Source organism: Stenotrophomonas maltophilia group sp. Smal13 (genome assembly GCF_030236855.1).
Lineage (GTDB): Bacteria > Pseudomonadota > Gammaproteobacteria > Xanthomonadales > Xanthomonadaceae > Stenotrophomonas > Stenotrophomonas maltophilia_A.
Window position 1 is genome coordinate 40,231 of record NZ_JASJSQ010000001.1, and the last position, 17,279, is coordinate 57,509.

General features: G+C 67.3%; 14 protein-coding genes. 4 read left to right on the forward strand and 10 right to left on the reverse strand.

The features are described from left to right. Positions 1-106: 106 nt before the first annotated feature. The 5 genes from QRO95_RS00235 to QRO95_RS00255 form a co-directional block, all read right to left on the reverse strand. Positions 107-2,932 (reverse strand): TonB-dependent receptor, encoded by a 2,826-nt coding sequence (locus QRO95_RS00235; RefSeq protein ID WP_285301434.1) that lies wholly within the window; start codon positions 2,930-2,932, stop codon positions 107-109. 427 nt (positions 2,933-3,359) lie between these two features. Then, a complete protein-coding gene (locus QRO95_RS00240; RefSeq protein ID WP_164080595.1) occupies positions 3,360-4,682 on the reverse strand; it encodes an ABC transporter permease in 1,323 nt (440 codons plus the stop codon). A 13-nt stretch (positions 4,683-4,695) separates the two neighbouring features. Continuing rightward, positions 4,696-5,853, reverse strand: a complete 1,158-nt coding sequence (locus QRO95_RS00245; RefSeq protein ID WP_285301438.1) for an ABC transporter permease — start codon at positions 5,851-5,853, stop codon at positions 4,696-4,698. A 14-nt stretch (positions 5,854-5,867) separates the two neighbouring features. Next, a complete protein-coding gene (locus QRO95_RS00250) occupies positions 5,868-6,557 on the reverse strand; it encodes an ABC transporter ATP-binding protein (protein WP_164080593.1) in 690 nt (229 codons plus the stop codon). A gap of 102 nt (positions 6,558-6,659) precedes the next feature. Next, positions 6,660-7,913 (reverse strand): efflux RND transporter periplasmic adaptor subunit, encoded by a 1,254-nt coding sequence (locus QRO95_RS00255; RefSeq protein ID WP_285301441.1) that lies wholly within the window; start codon positions 7,911-7,913, stop codon positions 6,660-6,662. Positions 7,914-8,115: 202 nt separating this feature from the next. On the opposite strand from QRO95_RS00255, the gene QRO95_RS00260 reads away from it, so the two are divergent. The 4 genes from QRO95_RS00260 to QRO95_RS00275 are packed head-to-tail and all read left to right on the forward strand — an operon-like array spanning position 8,116 to position 11,605. Next, entirely contained in the window at positions 8,116-9,012 is an 897-nt protein-coding gene (locus QRO95_RS00260) for an ABC transporter ATP-binding protein (RefSeq protein ID WP_285301443.1), read from the forward strand. Continuing rightward, entirely contained in the window at positions 9,009-9,785 is a 777-nt protein-coding gene (locus QRO95_RS00265) for an ABC transporter permease (RefSeq protein WP_285301445.1), read from the forward strand. The genes QRO95_RS00260 and QRO95_RS00265 overlap by 4 nt, the downstream gene beginning before the upstream one ends. Positions 9,786-9,791: 6 nt before the next feature. Next, positions 9,792-11,006 carry a sensor histidine kinase gene (locus QRO95_RS00270; protein ID WP_285301448.1) on the forward strand — a complete coding sequence of 405 codons (1,215 nt, stop codon included), beginning with the start codon at positions 9,792-9,794 and terminating at the stop codon, positions 11,004-11,006. Beyond that, the gene (locus tag QRO95_RS00275) at positions 11,003-11,605 is read left to right on the forward strand and encodes a response regulator transcription factor (protein ID WP_005407733.1); all 603 of its coding nucleotides are present in this window, start codon (positions 11,003-11,005) and stop codon (positions 11,603-11,605) included. The genes QRO95_RS00270 and QRO95_RS00275 overlap by 4 nt, the downstream gene beginning before the upstream one ends. A 637-nt stretch (positions 11,606-12,242) precedes the next feature. Here the strand turns inward: QRO95_RS00275 and QRO95_RS00280 are convergent. The 5 genes from QRO95_RS00280 to QRO95_RS00300 all read right to left on the reverse strand — a co-directional run bounded on the left by QRO95_RS00280 (position 12,243) and on the right by QRO95_RS00300 (position 17,246). Further along, complete coding sequence (locus QRO95_RS00280; RefSeq protein ID WP_012509795.1) at positions 12,243-12,779, reverse strand: cytochrome b; 537 nt, start codon at positions 12,777-12,779, stop codon at positions 12,243-12,245. After that, entirely contained in the window at positions 12,776-13,879 is a 1,104-nt protein-coding gene (locus QRO95_RS00285) for a catalase family peroxidase (RefSeq protein ID WP_285301449.1), read from the reverse strand. Before QRO95_RS00285 ends, QRO95_RS00280 begins: the two co-directional genes overlap by 4 nt. Positions 13,880-14,014: 135 nt before the next feature. Continuing rightward, entirely contained in the window at positions 14,015-15,382 is a 1,368-nt protein-coding gene (locus QRO95_RS00290; protein WP_032128163.1) for a M17 family metallopeptidase, read from the reverse strand. 3 nt (positions 15,383-15,385) lie between these two features. Continuing rightward, positions 15,386-16,105, reverse strand: a complete 720-nt coding sequence (locus tag QRO95_RS00295) for an HAD family hydrolase (protein WP_032128162.1) — start codon at positions 16,103-16,105, stop codon at positions 15,386-15,388. 31 nt (positions 16,106-16,136) lie between these two features. Beyond that, positions 16,137-17,246 carry an AI-2E family transporter gene (locus tag QRO95_RS00300; RefSeq protein ID WP_032128161.1) on the reverse strand — a complete coding sequence of 370 codons (1,110 nt, stop codon included), beginning with the start codon at positions 17,244-17,246 and terminating at the stop codon, positions 16,137-16,139. Positions 17,247-17,279: the final 33 nt, after the last annotated feature.

Sequence of the window (17,279 nt, forward strand, 5' to 3'; positions counted from 1 at the left end):
TCGGCTGACACGTGTGCACAAAAAAGAGCGGCGCCCCGAGGGGCGCCGCTCTGCTTCCATCCACAGCCAGGAGAGAGTTGGCTGTGACGGGAACGCGGTTGCAGGCTTAGAAGCGCTGCTGGTACTTCATGTACATGAAGCGGCCGATGTCGAAGCCACCGTAGTAGGTGAAGCTGCTGTTCGGCTGGCTGTACATGATCGGACCCTGGTGGTCGAAGACGTTGTTCACGCCCAGCGACACGGTGCCGTCCCACGGCAGGCTGTAACGCACCTGCAGGTCGTGGAAGGTGTTGGAGCCCACCTTGTTGGTCGGCGATGCACTGGTGTACGACGAACTGAAGCCCGGCAGGTTGCACTCGTCCATGTACGAGCACTTCTCCTTCATGCTGGAGTAGTAGCGCGCGGTCCAGCCGATGCCGAGGTCGCCGTACTGCCAATCCAGGTTGAAGGTCGAGCGGACGCGGAAGTCGCCGCCCCAGCTGGTGCGCTGCTCCACCGGCGTGGTCGCGGCGTTGTCGTTGCGCTGCTTCAGGTAGTCGGTGTAGGTGGTGTTCCAGTTGATGGCGAACTGGCCGAACGTGGTTTCCGGCAGACGGTAACGCACGTTGACGTCATAGCCGGCGGTTTCGCGGAAACCGGCATTGACCAGCGAGCGGTCCAGGCTGTTGACCTGGCCGTTGCTGCCACGGGTGAAGCGGCCACAGGCGGCGTCCGAACCCTGCACATAGCACTGCTCGAGAATGCTGTTGGCGGTCTCGGAGACGATGGCGTTGTTGATGCGGATCTTCCACCAGTCGAGGCTGACATCCAGGCCGGCCACGAAGTCCGGGCTGTACACCAGGCCCACGGTCCAGGTCTTGGCGGTTTCCGGCTTCAGCGCTGCGTTGGAACCCGAGTTGAAGTCGACGGTCGACTGCTGGCCCGGCTTGGTGGCAACGGTGCCATCGCTGTTGAGCTGGCGGAAGTTGGCCGGCACCTTCAGCGCCTGGCAACGGGCAGCAACGGTCGGGCTGGTGGCCGCGGTACCGAACGAGGTATCGCACGGATCGGTGAACGAATCGCGGGTGCTGACGGTACCGCCGTACAGGTCATCCACGGTCGGCGCACGGAAGCCGGTGCCATAGGTTGCGCGGACCAGCAGGCTGTCGATCGGCTTCCACTTCAGGCCGAACTTGCTGTTGGTGGTCGAACCGAAGTTGTTGTAGTCCGAGTAGCGGCCGGCCACGTCCAGCGACAGCTCGCGGGCGAACGGCAGGTCGGCCAGCAGCGGCACCTGCAGCTCCAGGTAGACCTCGTTGAGCGAGTAGTCGCCACGCGTCGGCTGGCCGCTGGTGCCGGCGATCTCACCCTTCTGCACCCGCATGTCCGGCGTGTAGCTGGCTTCTTCGCTGCGATGCTCGAAGCCCATCGCACCCATGATATCGCCGGCCGGCAGGGTGAACAGCGAACCGGAGATGTTGGCGCTGGCGACCTTGGTGGTGCTCTTCATCTTGTCGACGAAGCGGGCGAACAGGTAGTCTTGCACGTCCTGGTTGCTCAGCGAGCCCGGGCCGGTGTAACCCATCGGTGCAGCCGGGTTCCACGGCACGCAGCCGGCGATCACCGCACCCGGCGAACCACAGCGGGCCACGCTGCCATCCATGAAGGACGGGCCGACGGCCTGGTTGACGTGCGGCTGGTACATGCTGCCGGTACCGATGCGCTCGCCTTCATTGCGGTTGTACATGTAGCTGACGTTCCAGTCCCAGTACCGCGAACCGGTTTCGAAGCTGCCTTCCAGGCCGACGCTGGCGCGCTTGGTTTCCAGATTGTTCTCGGTGCCGCGCGGCAGCTCCTCGGAGCGGTGTGCGAACAGCACGTCCTGGCCCCACAGGTTGAACGTGCTGTCCTTGGACAGCGCGGCACGGCTACCGTTGCGTGCCTGCGCGGCACTGACCGAGTACGGGTAACCGGCCAGGTGCTTGGTCGACTCGCGCTTGCTGTACAGCGCGTCGGCGACGATGCGCAGGTTGTCGGTGATCGAGAAGCCACCGTTGGCGAACACCGAGGTGCGCTCCAGGCCGGTCAGCAGGCTCATGTTGGTCTTGCTGTTGGCACCATCGGCCGGATCCGGCGCATGGAAGTTGCCGGCCTTGCTCGGGTCTCCGCCCGGGCCCACGGTCAGGTTCTTGCCACCGACGGTGACGTAGCCCCACGGGGTGTTGCCGTTGAGGCCATCGTTCGGGTGGCGCGGGCCGTTGGTGTAACGGCTGAACTCGCGGTCCTTGCCCAGCACCTCGTCTTCCTTGGTGCGTTCGGCACCCACGGTGAACCAGCCGCGGTCGAAGGTCTTGCCGAAGGTTGCGCTGTAGGAGCGCTTCTGGCCGTCACCCTGGCCGTACTGGCCGACATAGACGCTGGCTTCGCCACCGTCGAAGTTCTTGCGGGTGATGATGTTGACCACGCCGGCGATGGCGTCCGAGCCGTACAGCGCGGACGCGCCATCGGTCAGCACTTCCACGCGCTCGACGATGGCCGACGGAATCGAGGCCAGGTCGGAGTAGCCGCCGGCGCTGACGCCCATGCGGCGGCCGTCGATCAGCACCAGACTGCGTTCCGGGCCGAGGTTGCGCAGGCTGACGTACATGCCGCCGAAGTCGCGCGAGGAGGTCAGCGAAGACGCGCGGCTCATGCTCGGCGAACCAGCAGCGGGAATGTCCTGCAGGATGTCGGCGACGTTGACGTAGCCCTTCTTCTCGATCTCGGCGCGGTTGAGCGCGATCACTGGCTGTGCGGTCTCGACACTGGCCTGGCGGATGCGCGAGCCGGTGATTTCGATGCGGTCGAGGGTGGTGGTGGCGTCGCCGGTGCTCTGTGCGAAGGCGGGGGTGGTGCAGCTGGCGGCCAGCGCGATGACGATCGCGTTGCGCAGCGGAGTGGTCTTCAGGGACATCCGTGAAATCTCGTGTTTCAGGAAAAACATGCGCCCGTTCTATGGGCGCGTGGGGTGCTGCAAACCAACGTGGGGGCGCGATTCTAGAATGTTTCCATTCGTAACTGTTTATCGCTGTGCCGCAGATGTGCGCGAAAATGAATCGCAACCAACAATCCACAGATGTGATGTGCGCAACGTCACGTGCGTTGCGTTGGCGATGGGCAGAGGCATCGATAGCGGCGGATTTCCCGCAATCTGTAGCAGTGCGTGTGCGCAGGCATCCATCCACGCATGGCGTGGATCTACTGGACGTACTGGTTCATCACCCGGCCTGGATGCATCGCCCTCGGTAGATCCACGCCATGTGCGGATGACGCGCAAGAAAAAAGGGACGGAGCCTTCGCTCCGTCCCCTGCGCAATGCGCGTTGTATCGCTGCGTGATGCTCAGGTTTCGCGCAACGCCGTGGTGATCGGCAAACGCGCCGCGCGCAGCGCCGGGAACAGGCCGCCGACCAGGCCGATACCCAGCGCCCATTTCAGGCCGGTCCACAGCAGTTCCGGCGACACATGGAACTTGAACACCACTGCGCTGAAGTTGCTGCCGATGGTGGACACGCTGTAGCCATTGAACAGCAGCCATGCCACCGCACACCCCAGCAGGCCACCCAGCAGGGCCAGCAGCATTGTTTCCAGCATCACTGCAGTCACCACCGGCAAACCGCGGAAGCCGATCGCGCGCATGGTGGCGATCTCGCGCGCACGCGTGGCGACCGCCGCGTACATGGTGTTGAGCGCGCCGAACACCGCACCGACCGCCATGATGGTGCCGATCACCTTGCCGAGGATGTCGATCAGCTTGGTCAGCCCGCCGCCCTGCTTGCTGTAGTAGACGCGGGTGGTTTCCACGTCCAGTTTCAGGCGCGGGTCGGCGGCGACGGCGGCCTTGAACTGCTCGAAGCCGGCCTTGCCATCGGTGCGCACGCTGATCGACTGCCACGCACTGCGCTGGTAGGTGGTGGCCAGCGTATCGGCGTCGGTCCACAGTTCCGAATCATGCGCATCGCCGGTGGCGAACACACCCACCACGGTCCAGGTCTGGTTGCCCAGCGTCAGCGTCTTGCCCACATCCAGATCGCGGAACTGGCCCTTGGCGCCCTGGCCGACCACGATCTCGCGCAGGCCGGTGGCGAACGTGCGGCCTTCGACGATCTTGACCTTGTCATGCACCGCCCACGCCTGCGGGCCGACGCCGCGGAACTGCGCGTTGACGTCGGTGCCATCGGACTTCGATACCAGGTTGACCACCTGCGACAGCTCCGGTGACAGCAGCGGCCGGCCTTCGGCATCGCGGCTGATGCCGGGCAGGGTGGACAGCGTCGGCACCTGTTCGCGGGTGATGACCGAGTTGATTTCGGCCTGCGAGCCGCCGCGCAGCACGATGGCGGTGGTGTCATCGCCGGTGTTGTTGAGCGTGGCCTGGAAGCCTTCGCCCATCGCCAGCATCGCCACCAGCACGCCGACCACGCCAGCGATGCCGACCACGATCACCGAGGACGCGCCCCAGCGCTGCGGCAGGCTGGCCACGCCGATGCGGGTGGCGGCCAGTGCAAGTCGCCCACCGCGGGTCAGCAGCAGCCACAGTGCCACCAGCACGGCCACGGCCAGCACGCCGATCCACGGCAGGCCGATCCACAGCACCAGGCCGAGCACCAGCAGCAGCACCGTCACGCCGTTGCCCAGCCACTTCTTGAGTTTGCTCTTGAACATGTCTGCGTTCTCCTCAGCGGCCGGCCAGTGCGTCGACGATCTTCAGGCGCTTGGCACGCAGCGCCGGCAACAGGCCGACGATGATGCCGATCACCACGATCAGGCCCAGCCCCATCAGCCAGGTCGGCGTCGGCACGTGCGGCGGCAGCATGCCGATGCTCTTCGGGCTGATGACCGGCAGGATCAGCGCGGCTAGGCCCATGCCGATCAGGCCACCCAGGCCGATCAGCAGCACCGACTCCACCATCACCAGGGTCAGCACGGTGCTGTCCTTGAAGCCCAGCGTCTTCAACGTGGCCAGTTCGGGCACGCGCTCGCGCACCGCCTGCGCCATGGTGTTGCCGGTCAACAGCAGCAGGGTGAAGAACACCGCGCCCATGATCGACGTGACGATCATGCCGATGTCGGCAAACTGCTTGACGAACGCCTGCTGGAACGCCGATTCGGACTGGGTCTTGGTCTCGTGGTCGGAGTTGGCCGAGATCGCGTCGATCGCCTGCGCCACCCGCGAGGCATGGTCCGGGTTGTCCAGGGTGATCGTGTAGTAGCTCACCTGGTTCTTGATGTAGTCGTTGGATTCGTCGAAGTACTTCCAGTTCATCATCAACTGGCGTTCTTCGTTGCCCGCTTGTGTGCGGTCCTTCGAGCGGAAGATGCCCTTCAGTTCCAACGGCCAGTCATTGCTGCCGCCACGCGGGAAGATGGTTGCCTGCAGCGGGATGGTGTCGCCGATCTTCCAGCCGAACTGCTTGGCCAGGGTCTCGCCGACGATGGCACCGGTGCGGGTCTGCTTCCAGTCCTCCAGCTGCGCCGGATCGATCTGCAGTTCACGGTAGACGTCGAAGTAGTTGGGTGACACCGAGAAGTTCGGGAAGAAGTTCTTCGGGTCCTGGTAGATGCCGCCGAACCACATGCCGTAGGCCACGTCGCGCACGCCGGCCACCTGCCGCACCTGTGCTTCCAGGCGGATCGGCAGCGATTGGGTGATCGACAGTCGTGAGGCCACCACCAGCCGATTGGCGCCCTCCACGCTGCCGCCGGAATTGAACGCCACGCGTACCGAATCGAGCATGCCGAACAGCAGGAACGCGGCCACCACCGAAAGCAGGGTCAGCAATGTACGGGTGCGGCTGCGGAACAGCTGCGCCCACACCAACGAGAAATATTTCATCGCCGTGGCCTCCGTCAGTGGGCCAGCGGCGCGTCGGCCAGCTCACCCTTGTCCAGGTGTACCGTGTGCGTGGCGTACTCGGCGGCCTTCGGGTCATGGGTGACCATGATGATGGTCTTCCCGTGCTCGCGGTTGAGCTGCTGCAGCAGGCCGAGGATCTCCTCGGCAGACTGGCGGTCGAGGTCGCCGGTCGGTTCGTCGCAGATCAGGAAAGTCGGGTCGGAGACGATTGCGCGCGCGATCGCCACGCGCTGCTGCTGGCCGCCGGACAGTTCATTCGGGCGGTGGCTGCGGCGGTCGGCCAGGCCGACCAGGGTCAGCGCGATCTCGGCGTTGCGCTTGCGCTGCGTCGCATTGAGATGGGTCAGCAGCAGTGGCAGTTCCACGTTCTTCTGCGCGGTCAGCATCGGCATCAGGTTGTAGAACTGGAACACGAAGCCGACGTGGTGGCTGCGCCAGGTCGACAGCTGGCCGCCACTCATCTGGTCGATGCGCTCGCCTTCGATGCTGATCTCGCCGCCGCTGGGGTTGTCCAGACCACCGATCAGGTTGAGCAGGGTGGTCTTGCCCGAGCCGGACGGGCCCATCAGCGCAACGAAGTCGCCGCTGGCGATGTCCAGGTCGATGCCGTGCAGCACCTGCACTTTCTCGGGGCCACGCTGGTAGGTCTTGGTGATGTTGCGCAATGAAACCAGGGTCGACATGGGTGGTTCTCCACGGAAGGCGGGAAACGGGGAAGCGCACCTGCGGTGGCCGCAGGCGTGCGTCGAGCGGTGTTGCCGGCGGCGCCCATGGGCGCCAGGCCGTTACTGCGCTTGTTTCTGTTGCACCTTGGCGCCGTCGCGCAGGGTGTCCGGCGGGCTGACCACCACCGATTCACCCGCGCTCACGCCCTTGAGGATCTGGCGGTCTTTGCCCATCGCCTGGCCGGCCTCGACCGTGCGCTGCTGTACGCGGTTCTCATCACCCAGCACGAAGGCCACCGAGGCGCTCTCGCGCTGCACCACGGCGCCCGCCGGCACGCGCACGCCCTGCGGCTTGGCGGCCGCCTGCGGCTGCGCCTGCTCCAGGAAGCTGACGCGCACGCCCATCTCCGGCACGATGCGCGGGTCTTTCACCTTCAGCGCCACGCGCACTTTCACCGTGGCCTTGCCGCGGTCGGCGGTGGGGATGATGGCGATCACCTCGCCGGGAATCTTCCATTCCGGGTAGGCATTGAGCGTGGCTTCCACCGGCATCTTCGGCTGCACGCGGCCGATGAAGGCTTCGCCGACCTCGACTTCGATCTCCAGCGAGTCCATGTCGACGATGGTGCCGATGCCGGTGCGGGTAAAGCCGCCGCCGGCCGACAGCGGCGAAACGATTTCGCCGGGCTGCGCAGCCTTGGCGGTGACCACGCCGGAAAACGGCGCGCGCACGATGTTGTTGTCCACGCCCAGGTCGGCGATGGCCAGCTGGTCGTTGGCGACCTTGACGTTGCGTTGCGCGGTGTCCAGCTGTGCACGCAGGCTGTCGCGCTGGGCCACGGCCTGGTCGTACTGCGAGCGCGACACCAGCTGCTGGCCGACCAGTGCCTGCAGGCGGCTGGCTTCAGCGGCGGCCTGCTTCCGCTGTGCTTCCAGCCCGGCCACCTGGCTGCGTGCGGCCTGCAGCTGCGAGGCATACAGGCTGCGCTGCGCGTCGGCATCGATCGGGTCCAGCGTGGCCATGATCTGGCCCTGCTCCACGCGCATGCCTTCCTCGATCATCACCTCGCGCACCTTGCCGGTGATTTTGGCCGAGACCGTGGCCATGCGTCGCGCAACTACATAGCCGCTGGCGTCGAGCACCGAACTGCTGGCGCTGCCCTGCTGGATGGCCACCGCTGGCGCGGTTTCCACGTCCACCGCTGGCGTACGCCCGAATAGGGCGAAAGCGACAGCGGCCAGCAGCAACACGACCACGATGATCGCGATCCACAGCCAGCGGCGGCCACCACCACTGCCACTCCCTCCGGAGGCGGGCGGCGGGGACTTGCGGTCGATACGGAGTTCCTTCAACAGCTCGGCAGAAGCGTTCATTCGTTCCATCACAGACGTTCGGGCGGGTGTGGCCGGAAGAGCGGACGGCGGCGGTTCCGGCGGTGGAGCGTGCGGCACAGCATGAAGGCAGGCACAGCGATGACGGCAGTGACAGCTGTCACCCGATGACACTGACGGCGGCAACTGCGAAATGTGACCACGGCGGCACAGGATGGCAACGTCCCCGCTACCGGTACCGCCCATGGATCCGATCGCCCCGTCGCTGGCCCGCCTGCAGCAGGTGCAGGTGCGTTACCGCGACCATACCGCCCTGCATGGCATCGACCTGCAGGTCCGCGCTGGCCAGGTGCTGGCGCTGCTGGGCCGCAACGGTGCCGGCAAGAGTACCGCGATCAGCGTGCTGTTGGGTCTGCGCCGCGCCGACGCCGGACAGGTCGAGCTGCTTGGCGGTGACCCGCAGCAGCGCGCCAGCCGTATCGGCCTGGGCGTGATGCTGCAGAGCACCAGCCTGCCGCCGATGCTGCAGGTGGACGAACTGGTGGCGCAGGCCAGCGCCTGCTATCCCGACCCGATGCCGTTGCAGGAGGTGCTGCAGCGTGCTGGCCTGCAGGCGCTCGCGCGCCGCCGCTACGGCCAGCTGTCAGGTGGCCAGCAGCGCGCCGTGCAATTCGCCATCGCGCTGTGTGGCCGCCCGCGCGTGCTGTTCCTGGACGAGCCCACCACCGGCCTGGACATCCAGGCGCGGCAGGCGATGTGGCAGGCGATCCGGCAGCTGTTGGCCGAAGGCTGTGGTGTGCTGCTGACCACCCATTACCTGGAGGAAGCCGAAGCGCTGGCGCAGCAGGTGGTGGTGCTGGAGCAGGGCCGGGTCCTGGCCGACGCGCCGCTGAGCGAGCTGCGCCTGGCCGATCGGCCGCGCCGCATCCGCTGCCGCAGCGGGTTGCCCATTGCGGACGTGCAGCAGTGGCCGGGCGTGCAGGAGGTGCAGCGCGACGGCGAGCATCTGCAGCTGCTGGCGAGCCCGGCCGAGCCGGTGGTAGCACGCCTGTTGGCCGCCGATGCGCAGCTGCGCGAACTGGAAGTACAGGGCGCGGCGCTGGCCGACGCCTTCCTCGACATGACCCGGGAGGCCGCATGAACACCCTTGTCCGTACCACCGGATTGCCGCTGCCTGCATGGCGACAGGCACTACGTCCGTACCGCGCCGAGCTGATGGCCGAACTGCGCCGCGCCTGGCGCACGCCGGCGTTCGCGGTGCCCTCGCTGCTGTTCCCGGTGCTGTTCTATCTGCTGTTCGGCGTGCTGCTGGGGCGCGGTCATGCGCCGTTGTACCTGTTGGCCACCTACTGCGTGTTCGGCGCGATGGCCCCGGCCCTGTTCGGCTTCGGCGTGCAGTTGGCGCTGGACCGGGAAGGCGGCCTGCTGACCCTCAAGCGCGCGCTGCCGATGCCGGCGGCGGCACCGCTGCTGGCGCGGCTGGCGATGGCGGTGATGTTCGCGCTGCTGGTGGCGTCGTTGCTGATCGGCGTGGCGCGTGTGCTCGGTGGTGTGCAGCTGCACGCCTTGCAGGTGCTGCAGCTGCTGGCGGTGGCGGGCCTGGCGGCGCTGCCGCTGGGGGCGATTGGCCTGCTGATCGGCAGCCATGTCAGTGCCAGCGCGGCACCGGCGATGGTCAATCTGGTCTACCTGCCGCTGGCCCTGCTGTCGGGCCTGTGGCTGCCGCTGTCGGCGCTGCCCACGCTGTTCTCGACGATGGCCCCACTGTGGCCGACCTGGCATCTGGCGCAGCTGGCGCTGCCGGTGGTCGGGCTGCCGTCGGTGGGCAGCGTGGCCGGCCATCTGCTGGTGCTGCTGGCGGTCACGGTGGTCGCGCTGCTGCTGGCACGCCGTCGCCTGCGCCGGATCGGCTGAACTGGCATGATCGGCAGCGATCGTCCTCGCCTGGATTCTCCCGTGTCGTCGAGCTGGCTTGCGTCCCTGCTGCGCCCCGCACCGGATTCGGCGGTGGCCGAGCTGCTGCGACGTGGCAAGTCGCCCTGGAGCGGAGCGATCCACCTGCTGTGGTCGGTATGGATCTTCCTCACCCCGGTGCTGGGCAATGGCTTCACGCTGCGCTGGCTGCTGCTGACCCTGCTCAGCTATCCGTTGTTCCTGCTGCTCTATGCCAGGGTGATGCTGTCGCCAAGGCACCATGGGTGGCGCTATGCGCTGGGCATGATCGTGCTGGCGCTGGTACTGCTGCCCTGGTACCCCTCGGGACTGAGCTACTTCGTGTTCGGCTGCGTGATGATCCGCATGAGCGGGCGCAGCAGCTGGTGGGCGTACCTGCTGCAGCTGACCGCGCTGAACCTGCTGTTCTGCGGCACCGCGCTGTACTTCGGCTATCCGTGGCAGGCCATGGTGTGGATGCCGGCGGTGTCGTTCATCGTCGGGCTGGTGGTGAACGTGGAGGCCCTGAGCCAGCAGCGCGACGTTGCCCTGCAGCTGTCGCAGGACGAGGTGCGGCGACTGGCCACCACCGCCGAGCGCGAGCGTATCGGCCGCGACCTGCACGACCTGCTGGGGCACACGCTGTCGCTGATCACGCTGAAGCTGGAGCTGGCACGCAAGCTCTACGATCGCGATGACGCGCGTGCGCGGCAGGAGATCGGCGAGGCCGAGGACATTGCACGCGAAGCGCTGGCACAGGTGCGCAGTGCAGTGACCGGCATCCGCGCCAGCGACCTTGCTGGCGAGCTGGCATCGGCGCGCCTGCTGCTGGAATGCCAGCAGGTACATCTGCAGTACACGACGCCACCTGCGATGCCGGTGGAGGTGGAGCGCGGGCTGGCGTTGGTGCTGCGCGAGGCGGCGACCAACATCGTGCGCCATGCGCAGGCGACCCGGGTGCAGGTGGATTTCATCCTTGAGGAACGACAGTTGGCGATGCAGATACGCGATGACGGCCGTGGCGGCGTGCAGGCCGAGGGCAATGGGTTGAGTGGCATGCGTGAGCGGGCCGCAGCACTGGGTGGCCAGTTGACGCTGCAGTCGCCGCGCGGGGCGGGCACCGTGCTGACGGTACGCGTGCCGTTGATGGTCGCGACCACGCCGCTGTCGCCCACGTCGTTGGCGCAGGACGGTGTCGCATGATCCGCATCCTGCTGGCCGAAGACCAGGCCATGGTGCGCGGCGCACTGTCGGCGCTGCTGGGCCTGGAGCCGGACATCGAAGTGCTGGGCAGTGCTGCCGATGGCGAGGCCGCCTGGCGGATGCTGCAGCAGCTGCAGCCGGACATCCTGGTCACCGACATCGAGATGCCGGGCCTGAGCGGGCTGGAGCTGGCGCAACGCATCGCCCGCCACGAACTGCCGATCAAGGTGGTGATCGTGACCACCTTCGCCCGTGCCGGTTTCCTGCGCCGCGCGCTGGAAGCTGGCGTGCTGGGCTACCTGCTGAAGGACGCACCGGCCGAGAACCTGGCCGATGCCCTGCGCAAGGTGAAGCAGGGCATCCGCGCGATCGACCCGCAGCTGGCACTGGATGCGTGGTCGCAGGCCGACCCGCTGACCGACCGCGAACGCCGCGTGCTGCGGCTGGCGGGCGAGGGCCGCACCGCCAGCGAGATCGCCGAGCAGCTGGGGTTGTCGCACGGTACGGTGCGCAATTACCTGTCCGAGTGCATCGGCAAGCTGGGTGTGGCCAATCGGATTGAGGCGTATCGGCTGGCGCGGCAGAAGGGGTGGTTGTAGCGGATCATTTCCGCGACCGCGGGGGGGTGTCACTTTCTTTGCTCGTGCACCACGCTGCAGGAGCAGCGTGGAACGGCGTAGCCGGCCCGCAGGGTGGCGCACATGGATGTGCGCCATCAAGAAAGTAACCAAAGAAACGCTCCGCCGGCCGCGAGCCGGCGTGCTGCGCACGCCGGTGCCCTGCGCTCCTCGGTCCGTCGAGGGACGGCGCGGGAACTCGCTGCGCTCAGACACCCGCACCTCTTCGCCCTCGCCGGACCTGCGGTGCTCGGCTCGCTTGAATGCGGACTGGAAGGTCAAGGTCAAGGTCAAGGTCAACGGCAACGGCAACGGCAACGGCAACGGCATCCACGCATGGCGTGGATCTACTGGGTGCAGCTGTGGCATTTGACCTTGGGTCCGCCTTGAGCGAGCCGAGCATCGCAGGGGAATCAGGGGCGAAGAGGCGCCGCTGCTTGAGCGCAGCGAGTTCGGCGCCGTCCCCTGATTCACCGAGAAGCACGGGGCACCGGTGCGCAGCACCGGCTCGCGCTCTGGCGGCGCGTTTCTTTTGGTTACTTTTCTTTTCGCGCGAAAAGAAAAGTGACACCCCCCGCGGTCGCGGAAACGATCCGCCGGGAACTCCCGGCGAACCCGATCAATCCTTCCCGCGCGCCATCGCCTGGAACACGCCATCGCGCCGCACCCACAGGTGGAACAGCGCCGCACCCACATGCATCAGCACCGTGGCGAACAACACATAGGCCAGCAGGCTGTGCGCGTTACGCAACGCGGCATACAGCGCCGGGGTGTGCGGTACGATCGGCGGCAGGTGCAGGCCGCCCCACAGCACGATCGGGTAACCGCCGGCCGACAGCATCGCCCAGCCGATCAGCGGCATCGCCAGCATCAGCGCGTACAGCATCCAGTGCGAGGCCTTGGCCGCCATCACCTGCCACACCGGAAGATCCGCCGGCAGTGGCGGCGGGCGATGGCGCAGCCGGTTGTACAGGCGCAACAGCACCAGTACGCCGATGGCGATGCCCAATGGGCGGTGCAGGTCGATCAGCATCGGCCGCAGGTGCAGCGAGGCGACCATGGTCACGCCGATGAACAGCATGGCGATGATCATCAGCGCCATGGACCAGTGCAGCACGCGCGCGAGCAGGTTGAAGTGGCCGTTGCCGGTGCTCATCGTGCGGCCTCCTTCGGTTGCTCGACGTTGCCGGTGGCGCGCTCGCGTTCGCGGCGGTTGAAGGACTGCGAGTACACGGCGGAGCGGGCCGCCAGGATCGGATCGTCACTGCCACGCACGCCACTGGGCAGGATCAGCGGATCGAAGTTGATCTGGCCGCACGCGCCCTGTTCCTGCGACTGCGTGCGGTCCAGGCTGAGTACGCCGGCCACCACCTGATCACGCGACTCAGGCCACGGCACCGACGGATCATCGATGGCATCGCCGGGCTCGGCGGTGGTCACGACCAGGTTCCAGCGCACCGGGCCGCTGGCCAGGCGCTGCTGCAGTTCCTGGCTGAGGAAATCGACGCTGGCGTTCTTGCGCGTTTCCGCATCCATCTCCACCACCGGCGCCTGCGGCTGCCAGCGCCAGCGCACCGCGCGTTTCTGGCCCTGCGCGTTGGTGAACCAGAAGCTGTTGACGCTGTTGAAGGTGGTGTCAGCCCAGCTGCTGGTCCACGGCGCGGTCTTGGCCCACTGCTGGAACGCTTGTGCACTGGGGTATTTCGCCAGCACCGCGGCCATTTTCTGCGGGTCGGGCTTGCCGGTGGCCGGGTCCGGGATGGAGGCGCGCGTCTGCTCGTAGAACGCCTCGGCGTTGGGCACGGCGAAGAACGGGAAGCTGTTCATCGCCATGCGCCATTCCTGGCCATCATCGCTGACCATCTGCACCGCGAGGCTGCGTACGCGCGCGGTGTTGTCGGCGCCGTACGGGTCGCCGCCGCCGATCGACAGGCGGCCCATCACCGGCACGCGGCGCTGCGAGAATACCCGTGCGCTGGACAGGGTGGGGGCCTGCGCACTGGGTTCGAACCAACCGCTTACACACGCGCCCTTGCTGTGCGCACGGCGGAAGCCCGGATGGGCCGGGCCGGTGGCCTCGATGGTGTCGGTGAAGCGCTGCGCGGTCAGGCGGCCGCCAATCCAGCCGGCCAACCAGGCGAAGGCCAGCGCCACCGCACCCAGAATGAGTGCGATCAGTGCGATCCAGAGCAGGGGGGAATGCTTGCGCGGCGCGCCCGGTGTCTGGCCGGCGCGGGTGTAGCGGAAGAGCGACATGGTCGGAGTCCTGCCTTCACGGAGCGTGTGGGTGGTCGACCCACACATCCTCGCAGAACCCTTCCAGGCCCGGTATTCAATTTTTCGTCAAGTTTGCCGGGGACGGCGTGCCGACCAAGGTCGGCACCCACCCGATCAGCTGTAGCGCTGCTTCAGCATCGCCCACGCCGAACGCAGCGCCAGTGCTTCACCGCCAGCCGGCCGGCCCGGGCGTTCGCCGTCGTTCCAGGCATACACGTCCAGATGCGCCCAGCGCTGGCCGTCTTCCAGGAAGCGTTCCAGGTACAGCGCGGCGGTCACCGAGCCGGCCATGCGCGAACCGGCGTTGGCCAGGTCGGCGATGCCGCTGCTCAGGTAACGCAGGTAGGGGCGCCACAGCGGCATGCGCCAGACCGGGTCGCGGGTCGCGTCGCCGGCCTGCAGCCACTGCTGCGCCACGCTGTCGTCGTTGCTGAAGAGCGCCGGCAGGTCCGGGCCCAGCGCGATGCGCGCAGCGCCGGTAAGGGTGGCGAAGTCCAGTACCAGGTCCGGCTTCTGTTCGCTGGCGAAGGTCAGCGCATCGCACAGGATCACGCGGCCTTCGGCGTCGGTGTTGTCGATCTCCACGCTCAGGCCCTTGCGGGTGGCGATCACTTCGCCCGGGCGGAAGGCATCGGGGCCGATCGCGTTTTCCACCGCCGGCACCAGCAGGGTCAGGCGCACCGGCAGGCCGCGCGCCATCACCAGGCCTGCCAGGGCCAGTGCATGCGCGGCACCGCCCATGTCCTTCTTCATGTTGCGCATGCCGTCGGCCGGTTTGATGTCCAGGCCGCCGGTATCGAAGCACACGCCCTTGCCGACCAGCACCAGTGCCGGATCGGTGTCCTTGCCCCAGCGCAGCACGACCAGGCGCGGTGCGCGGTGCGAGGCGCGGCCGACGGCATGGATGGCCGGGAAGTTCTGCTTCAGCAGTTCATCGCCGGTGATCGCCTCGACCTGCGCACCGTGCGCATCGGCCAGCGCGCGCGCGGCGTCTTCCAGCTGCTGCGGACCCATGTCTTCGGTCGGGGTGTTGACCCAGTCGCGCACGCGCAGGCTGGCGGCGATCAGGTCGGCCACTTCGCCGGTCGGCTCAGCCACCAGGCGTGCCGGTGCACGGTGGCGCTTGCGGTAGCGATCGAAGCGGTAGCTGCCCAGGCCCCAGCCCAGCTGCAGCAGCGCCTGTTCGGCGGCCGGCAGTTCGCTGGCCAGCTGCCACACGCTGCCTTCCGGCAGCGCGTGCGGGGCATGCGAATAGCTGTAGGCATCGGCGCGATCACCCACGCCGATCACCGCACCGGCCAGGCCATCGGCGCCGGGCAGCAATACCGTGGTGAAGGCACCGGCGGTGAAGCCCTGCGACGCCAGCCATGCCTGGGTGGCGGCCGGCTGGCCGTCCTTCCAGGACGCGAACTGCTCGCGGTCCAGCACGTACAGCGGCAGTGCTGCGGCGGTGTCGGCAGTGAAACCAGTGATCTCGCTCATGCGTCAGGTACTCCGGGGTGCGGCAGCGTCGAGGTTGGCATCCAACCAGTCGGCCAGGCCGGTGAGGGTGTCGAACTGCAGGTCCGGCTGCAGCTGCGGATGGGTCCAGGTGGCTGCTTCGCGGTTGATCCAGCAGCCGCGAAGGCCGGCGGCGATCGCCCCGGCCACGTCCATTTCGGCGTGGTCGCCGACGTGCAGTACCTGCGCCGGCGCAACACCCAGGCGGGCGCAGGCGGCGTGGAAGATGCTCGCCTCCGGCTTGGCCGCGCCGTGTTCGCGCGCGCCCAGCTGGAAGGCGAAATGATGGGCCAGGCCGATCCGCTCCAGATCGGCATTGCCGTTGCTCAGCGCCGCCACCGGCACCCTCGCGGCAATCCGCGCCAGTGCGTCGATCGCATCGGGGTAGCACTCGACTTGGTTGCGCGCGGCGAAGAACACGTCATACGCCGGCTCCAGCAGATCCAGGCTGGCACCACTGGTGTGCAGCGCTTCGTGCAGGGTCAGCCGGCGCAGTGCGCTCAGGTCGTGATGGAGGTGCGGATGGGCGTGGTACAGGCGCTCGCGCAGTTCGCGCATCGCCGCCACCGGATACATCTCGGCCGTGGCGGGGCTGTGCTCACGCATCCACTCGTGCAGGACCAGGTCGATGCGGGCGCCGATCGGAGCGAACGGCCACAGCGTGTCGTCAAGGTCGAGGGTGATGGCTTGGACGGGGAAATTCACCCCGCCATTCTACCCCTGCCCGCGCGGGCTTTCATTCCAGCAGACGCGCCCAGCCCTGCATGCCGTCCAGCCGTGCCAGCACCAGCTTGATGCAGACCAGCAGCGGCACCGCCAGCAGCAGCCCGATCATGCCCCAGGCCCAGCCGAACACCATCAGCGCAAGGATCAGCACCAGTGGCGACAGTTTCATGCGACGGCCCAGCACGATCGGGGTCACCATCTGCCCTTCCAGGGTGTGCAGGCCCAGGTAGGCGGCGGCTGGCAGCAGGGCCTGCAGCGGGTCGCGGAATTCCACGAAGCCCATCAGCAGCATCAATGCCACGCCGATCAGCGGGCCCACGTAGGGGGCGAAATTCAGCAGTGCAGCCACCGTGCCCCACAGCAACGCTTCCTGCAGGCCGATGCCGAGCAGCATCAGTACGCCGGCGAACACCAGCCCGACCAGGGTGTTGATCACGCTGATGGTCAGCACATAGCGCGACACCTCGCGCTCGATCGAACGCAGGATGTCACTGGTGAAGCGCTGCTGCTGACGGTTCGGGAACAGGGCGATCGCCGCGCGTTGCAGGCTCTGCCCGTAGATCATGAAGAACAGGGTCAGCAGCACCACCGCCAGCACCGAGGCGGCCAGCCGCGGCGCACGGGTCAACATGCGGTACGGGTCATCGAGCTGGGCGCGGATCACCTGCACCTTGCGGTTGCTGTCGCCACCGGCAACACGGGCGAAGTTCTCCGCAGCCTGGTTGGCCTGCTGCACCGGCTTGGTCAGGTCCTGCACCTGGCGGGCGATCTTGCGCAGCTGCTGCGGTGCTTCCTGTGCCCATTCCATTGCCGGGCCGATCAACTGCACCGCCAGCGAACCGGTCACGCCCAGGCCCGCGCCGAGGATCAGCAGAGCGCCCAGCGCACGCGGAATCCACAGCTTCTGCAGCAGGCGCAGGATCGGATTGCCGACCAGTGCGAAGAACATCGCCAGCAGCACCGGCAGGATGATGTCCTGTGCCGCCCACAGTGTGTAGCCCACCGCCAGGGTCGCCAGCACCACCAGCGACATCGGTCCGCGCGGACGCGACGGTGGCGGCAACGGGGCGTCGGGCTGTTCGGGGCCGGCCGGTGACGGGGACAGGAGGGACTCGCTCATCGACGCACCAACCGGGAAGGGGAGCGCATTATC

Excerpts from the sequence above, each read along its gene's own strand:
- QRO95_RS00235 (WP_285301434.1), bottom strand. The coding sequence starts at position 2,932 with ATGTCCCTGAAGACCACTCCGCTGCGCAACGCGATCGTCATCGCGCTG.
- QRO95_RS00240 (WP_164080595.1), bottom strand. The coding sequence starts at position 4,682 with ATGTTCAAGAGCAAACTCAAGAAGTGGCTGGGCAACGGCGTGACGGTG.
- QRO95_RS00245 (WP_285301438.1), bottom strand. The coding sequence starts at position 5,853 with ATGAAATATTTCTCGTTGGTGTGGGCGCAGCTGTTCCGCAGCCGCACC.
- QRO95_RS00250 (WP_164080593.1), bottom strand. The coding sequence starts at position 6,557 with ATGTCGACCCTGGTTTCATTGCGCAACATCACCAAGACCTACCAGCGT.
- QRO95_RS00255 (WP_285301441.1), bottom strand. The coding sequence starts at position 7,913 with ATGAACGCTTCTGCCGAGCTGTTGAAGGAACTCCGTATCGACCGCAAG.
- QRO95_RS00260 (WP_285301443.1), top strand. The coding sequence starts at position 8,116 with ATGGATCCGATCGCCCCGTCGCTGGCCCGCCTGCAGCAGGTGCAGGTG.
- QRO95_RS00265 (WP_285301445.1), top strand. The coding sequence starts at position 9,009 with ATGAACACCCTTGTCCGTACCACCGGATTGCCGCTGCCTGCATGGCGA.
- QRO95_RS00270 (WP_285301448.1), top strand. The coding sequence starts at position 9,792 with ATGATCGGCAGCGATCGTCCTCGCCTGGATTCTCCCGTGTCGTCGAGC.
- QRO95_RS00275 (WP_005407733.1), top strand. The coding sequence starts at position 11,003 with ATGATCCGCATCCTGCTGGCCGAAGACCAGGCCATGGTGCGCGGCGCA.
- QRO95_RS00280 (WP_012509795.1), bottom strand. The coding sequence starts at position 12,779 with ATGAGCACCGGCAACGGCCACTTCAACCTGCTCGCGCGCGTGCTGCAC.
- QRO95_RS00285 (WP_285301449.1), bottom strand. The coding sequence starts at position 13,879 with ATGTCGCTCTTCCGCTACACCCGCGCCGGCCAGACACCGGGCGCGCCG.
- QRO95_RS00290 (WP_032128163.1), bottom strand. The coding sequence starts at position 15,382 with ATGAGCGAGATCACTGGTTTCACTGCCGACACCGCCGCAGCACTGCCG.
- QRO95_RS00300 (WP_032128161.1), bottom strand. The coding sequence starts at position 17,246 with ATGAGCGAGTCCCTCCTGTCCCCGTCACCGGCCGGCCCCGAACAGCCC.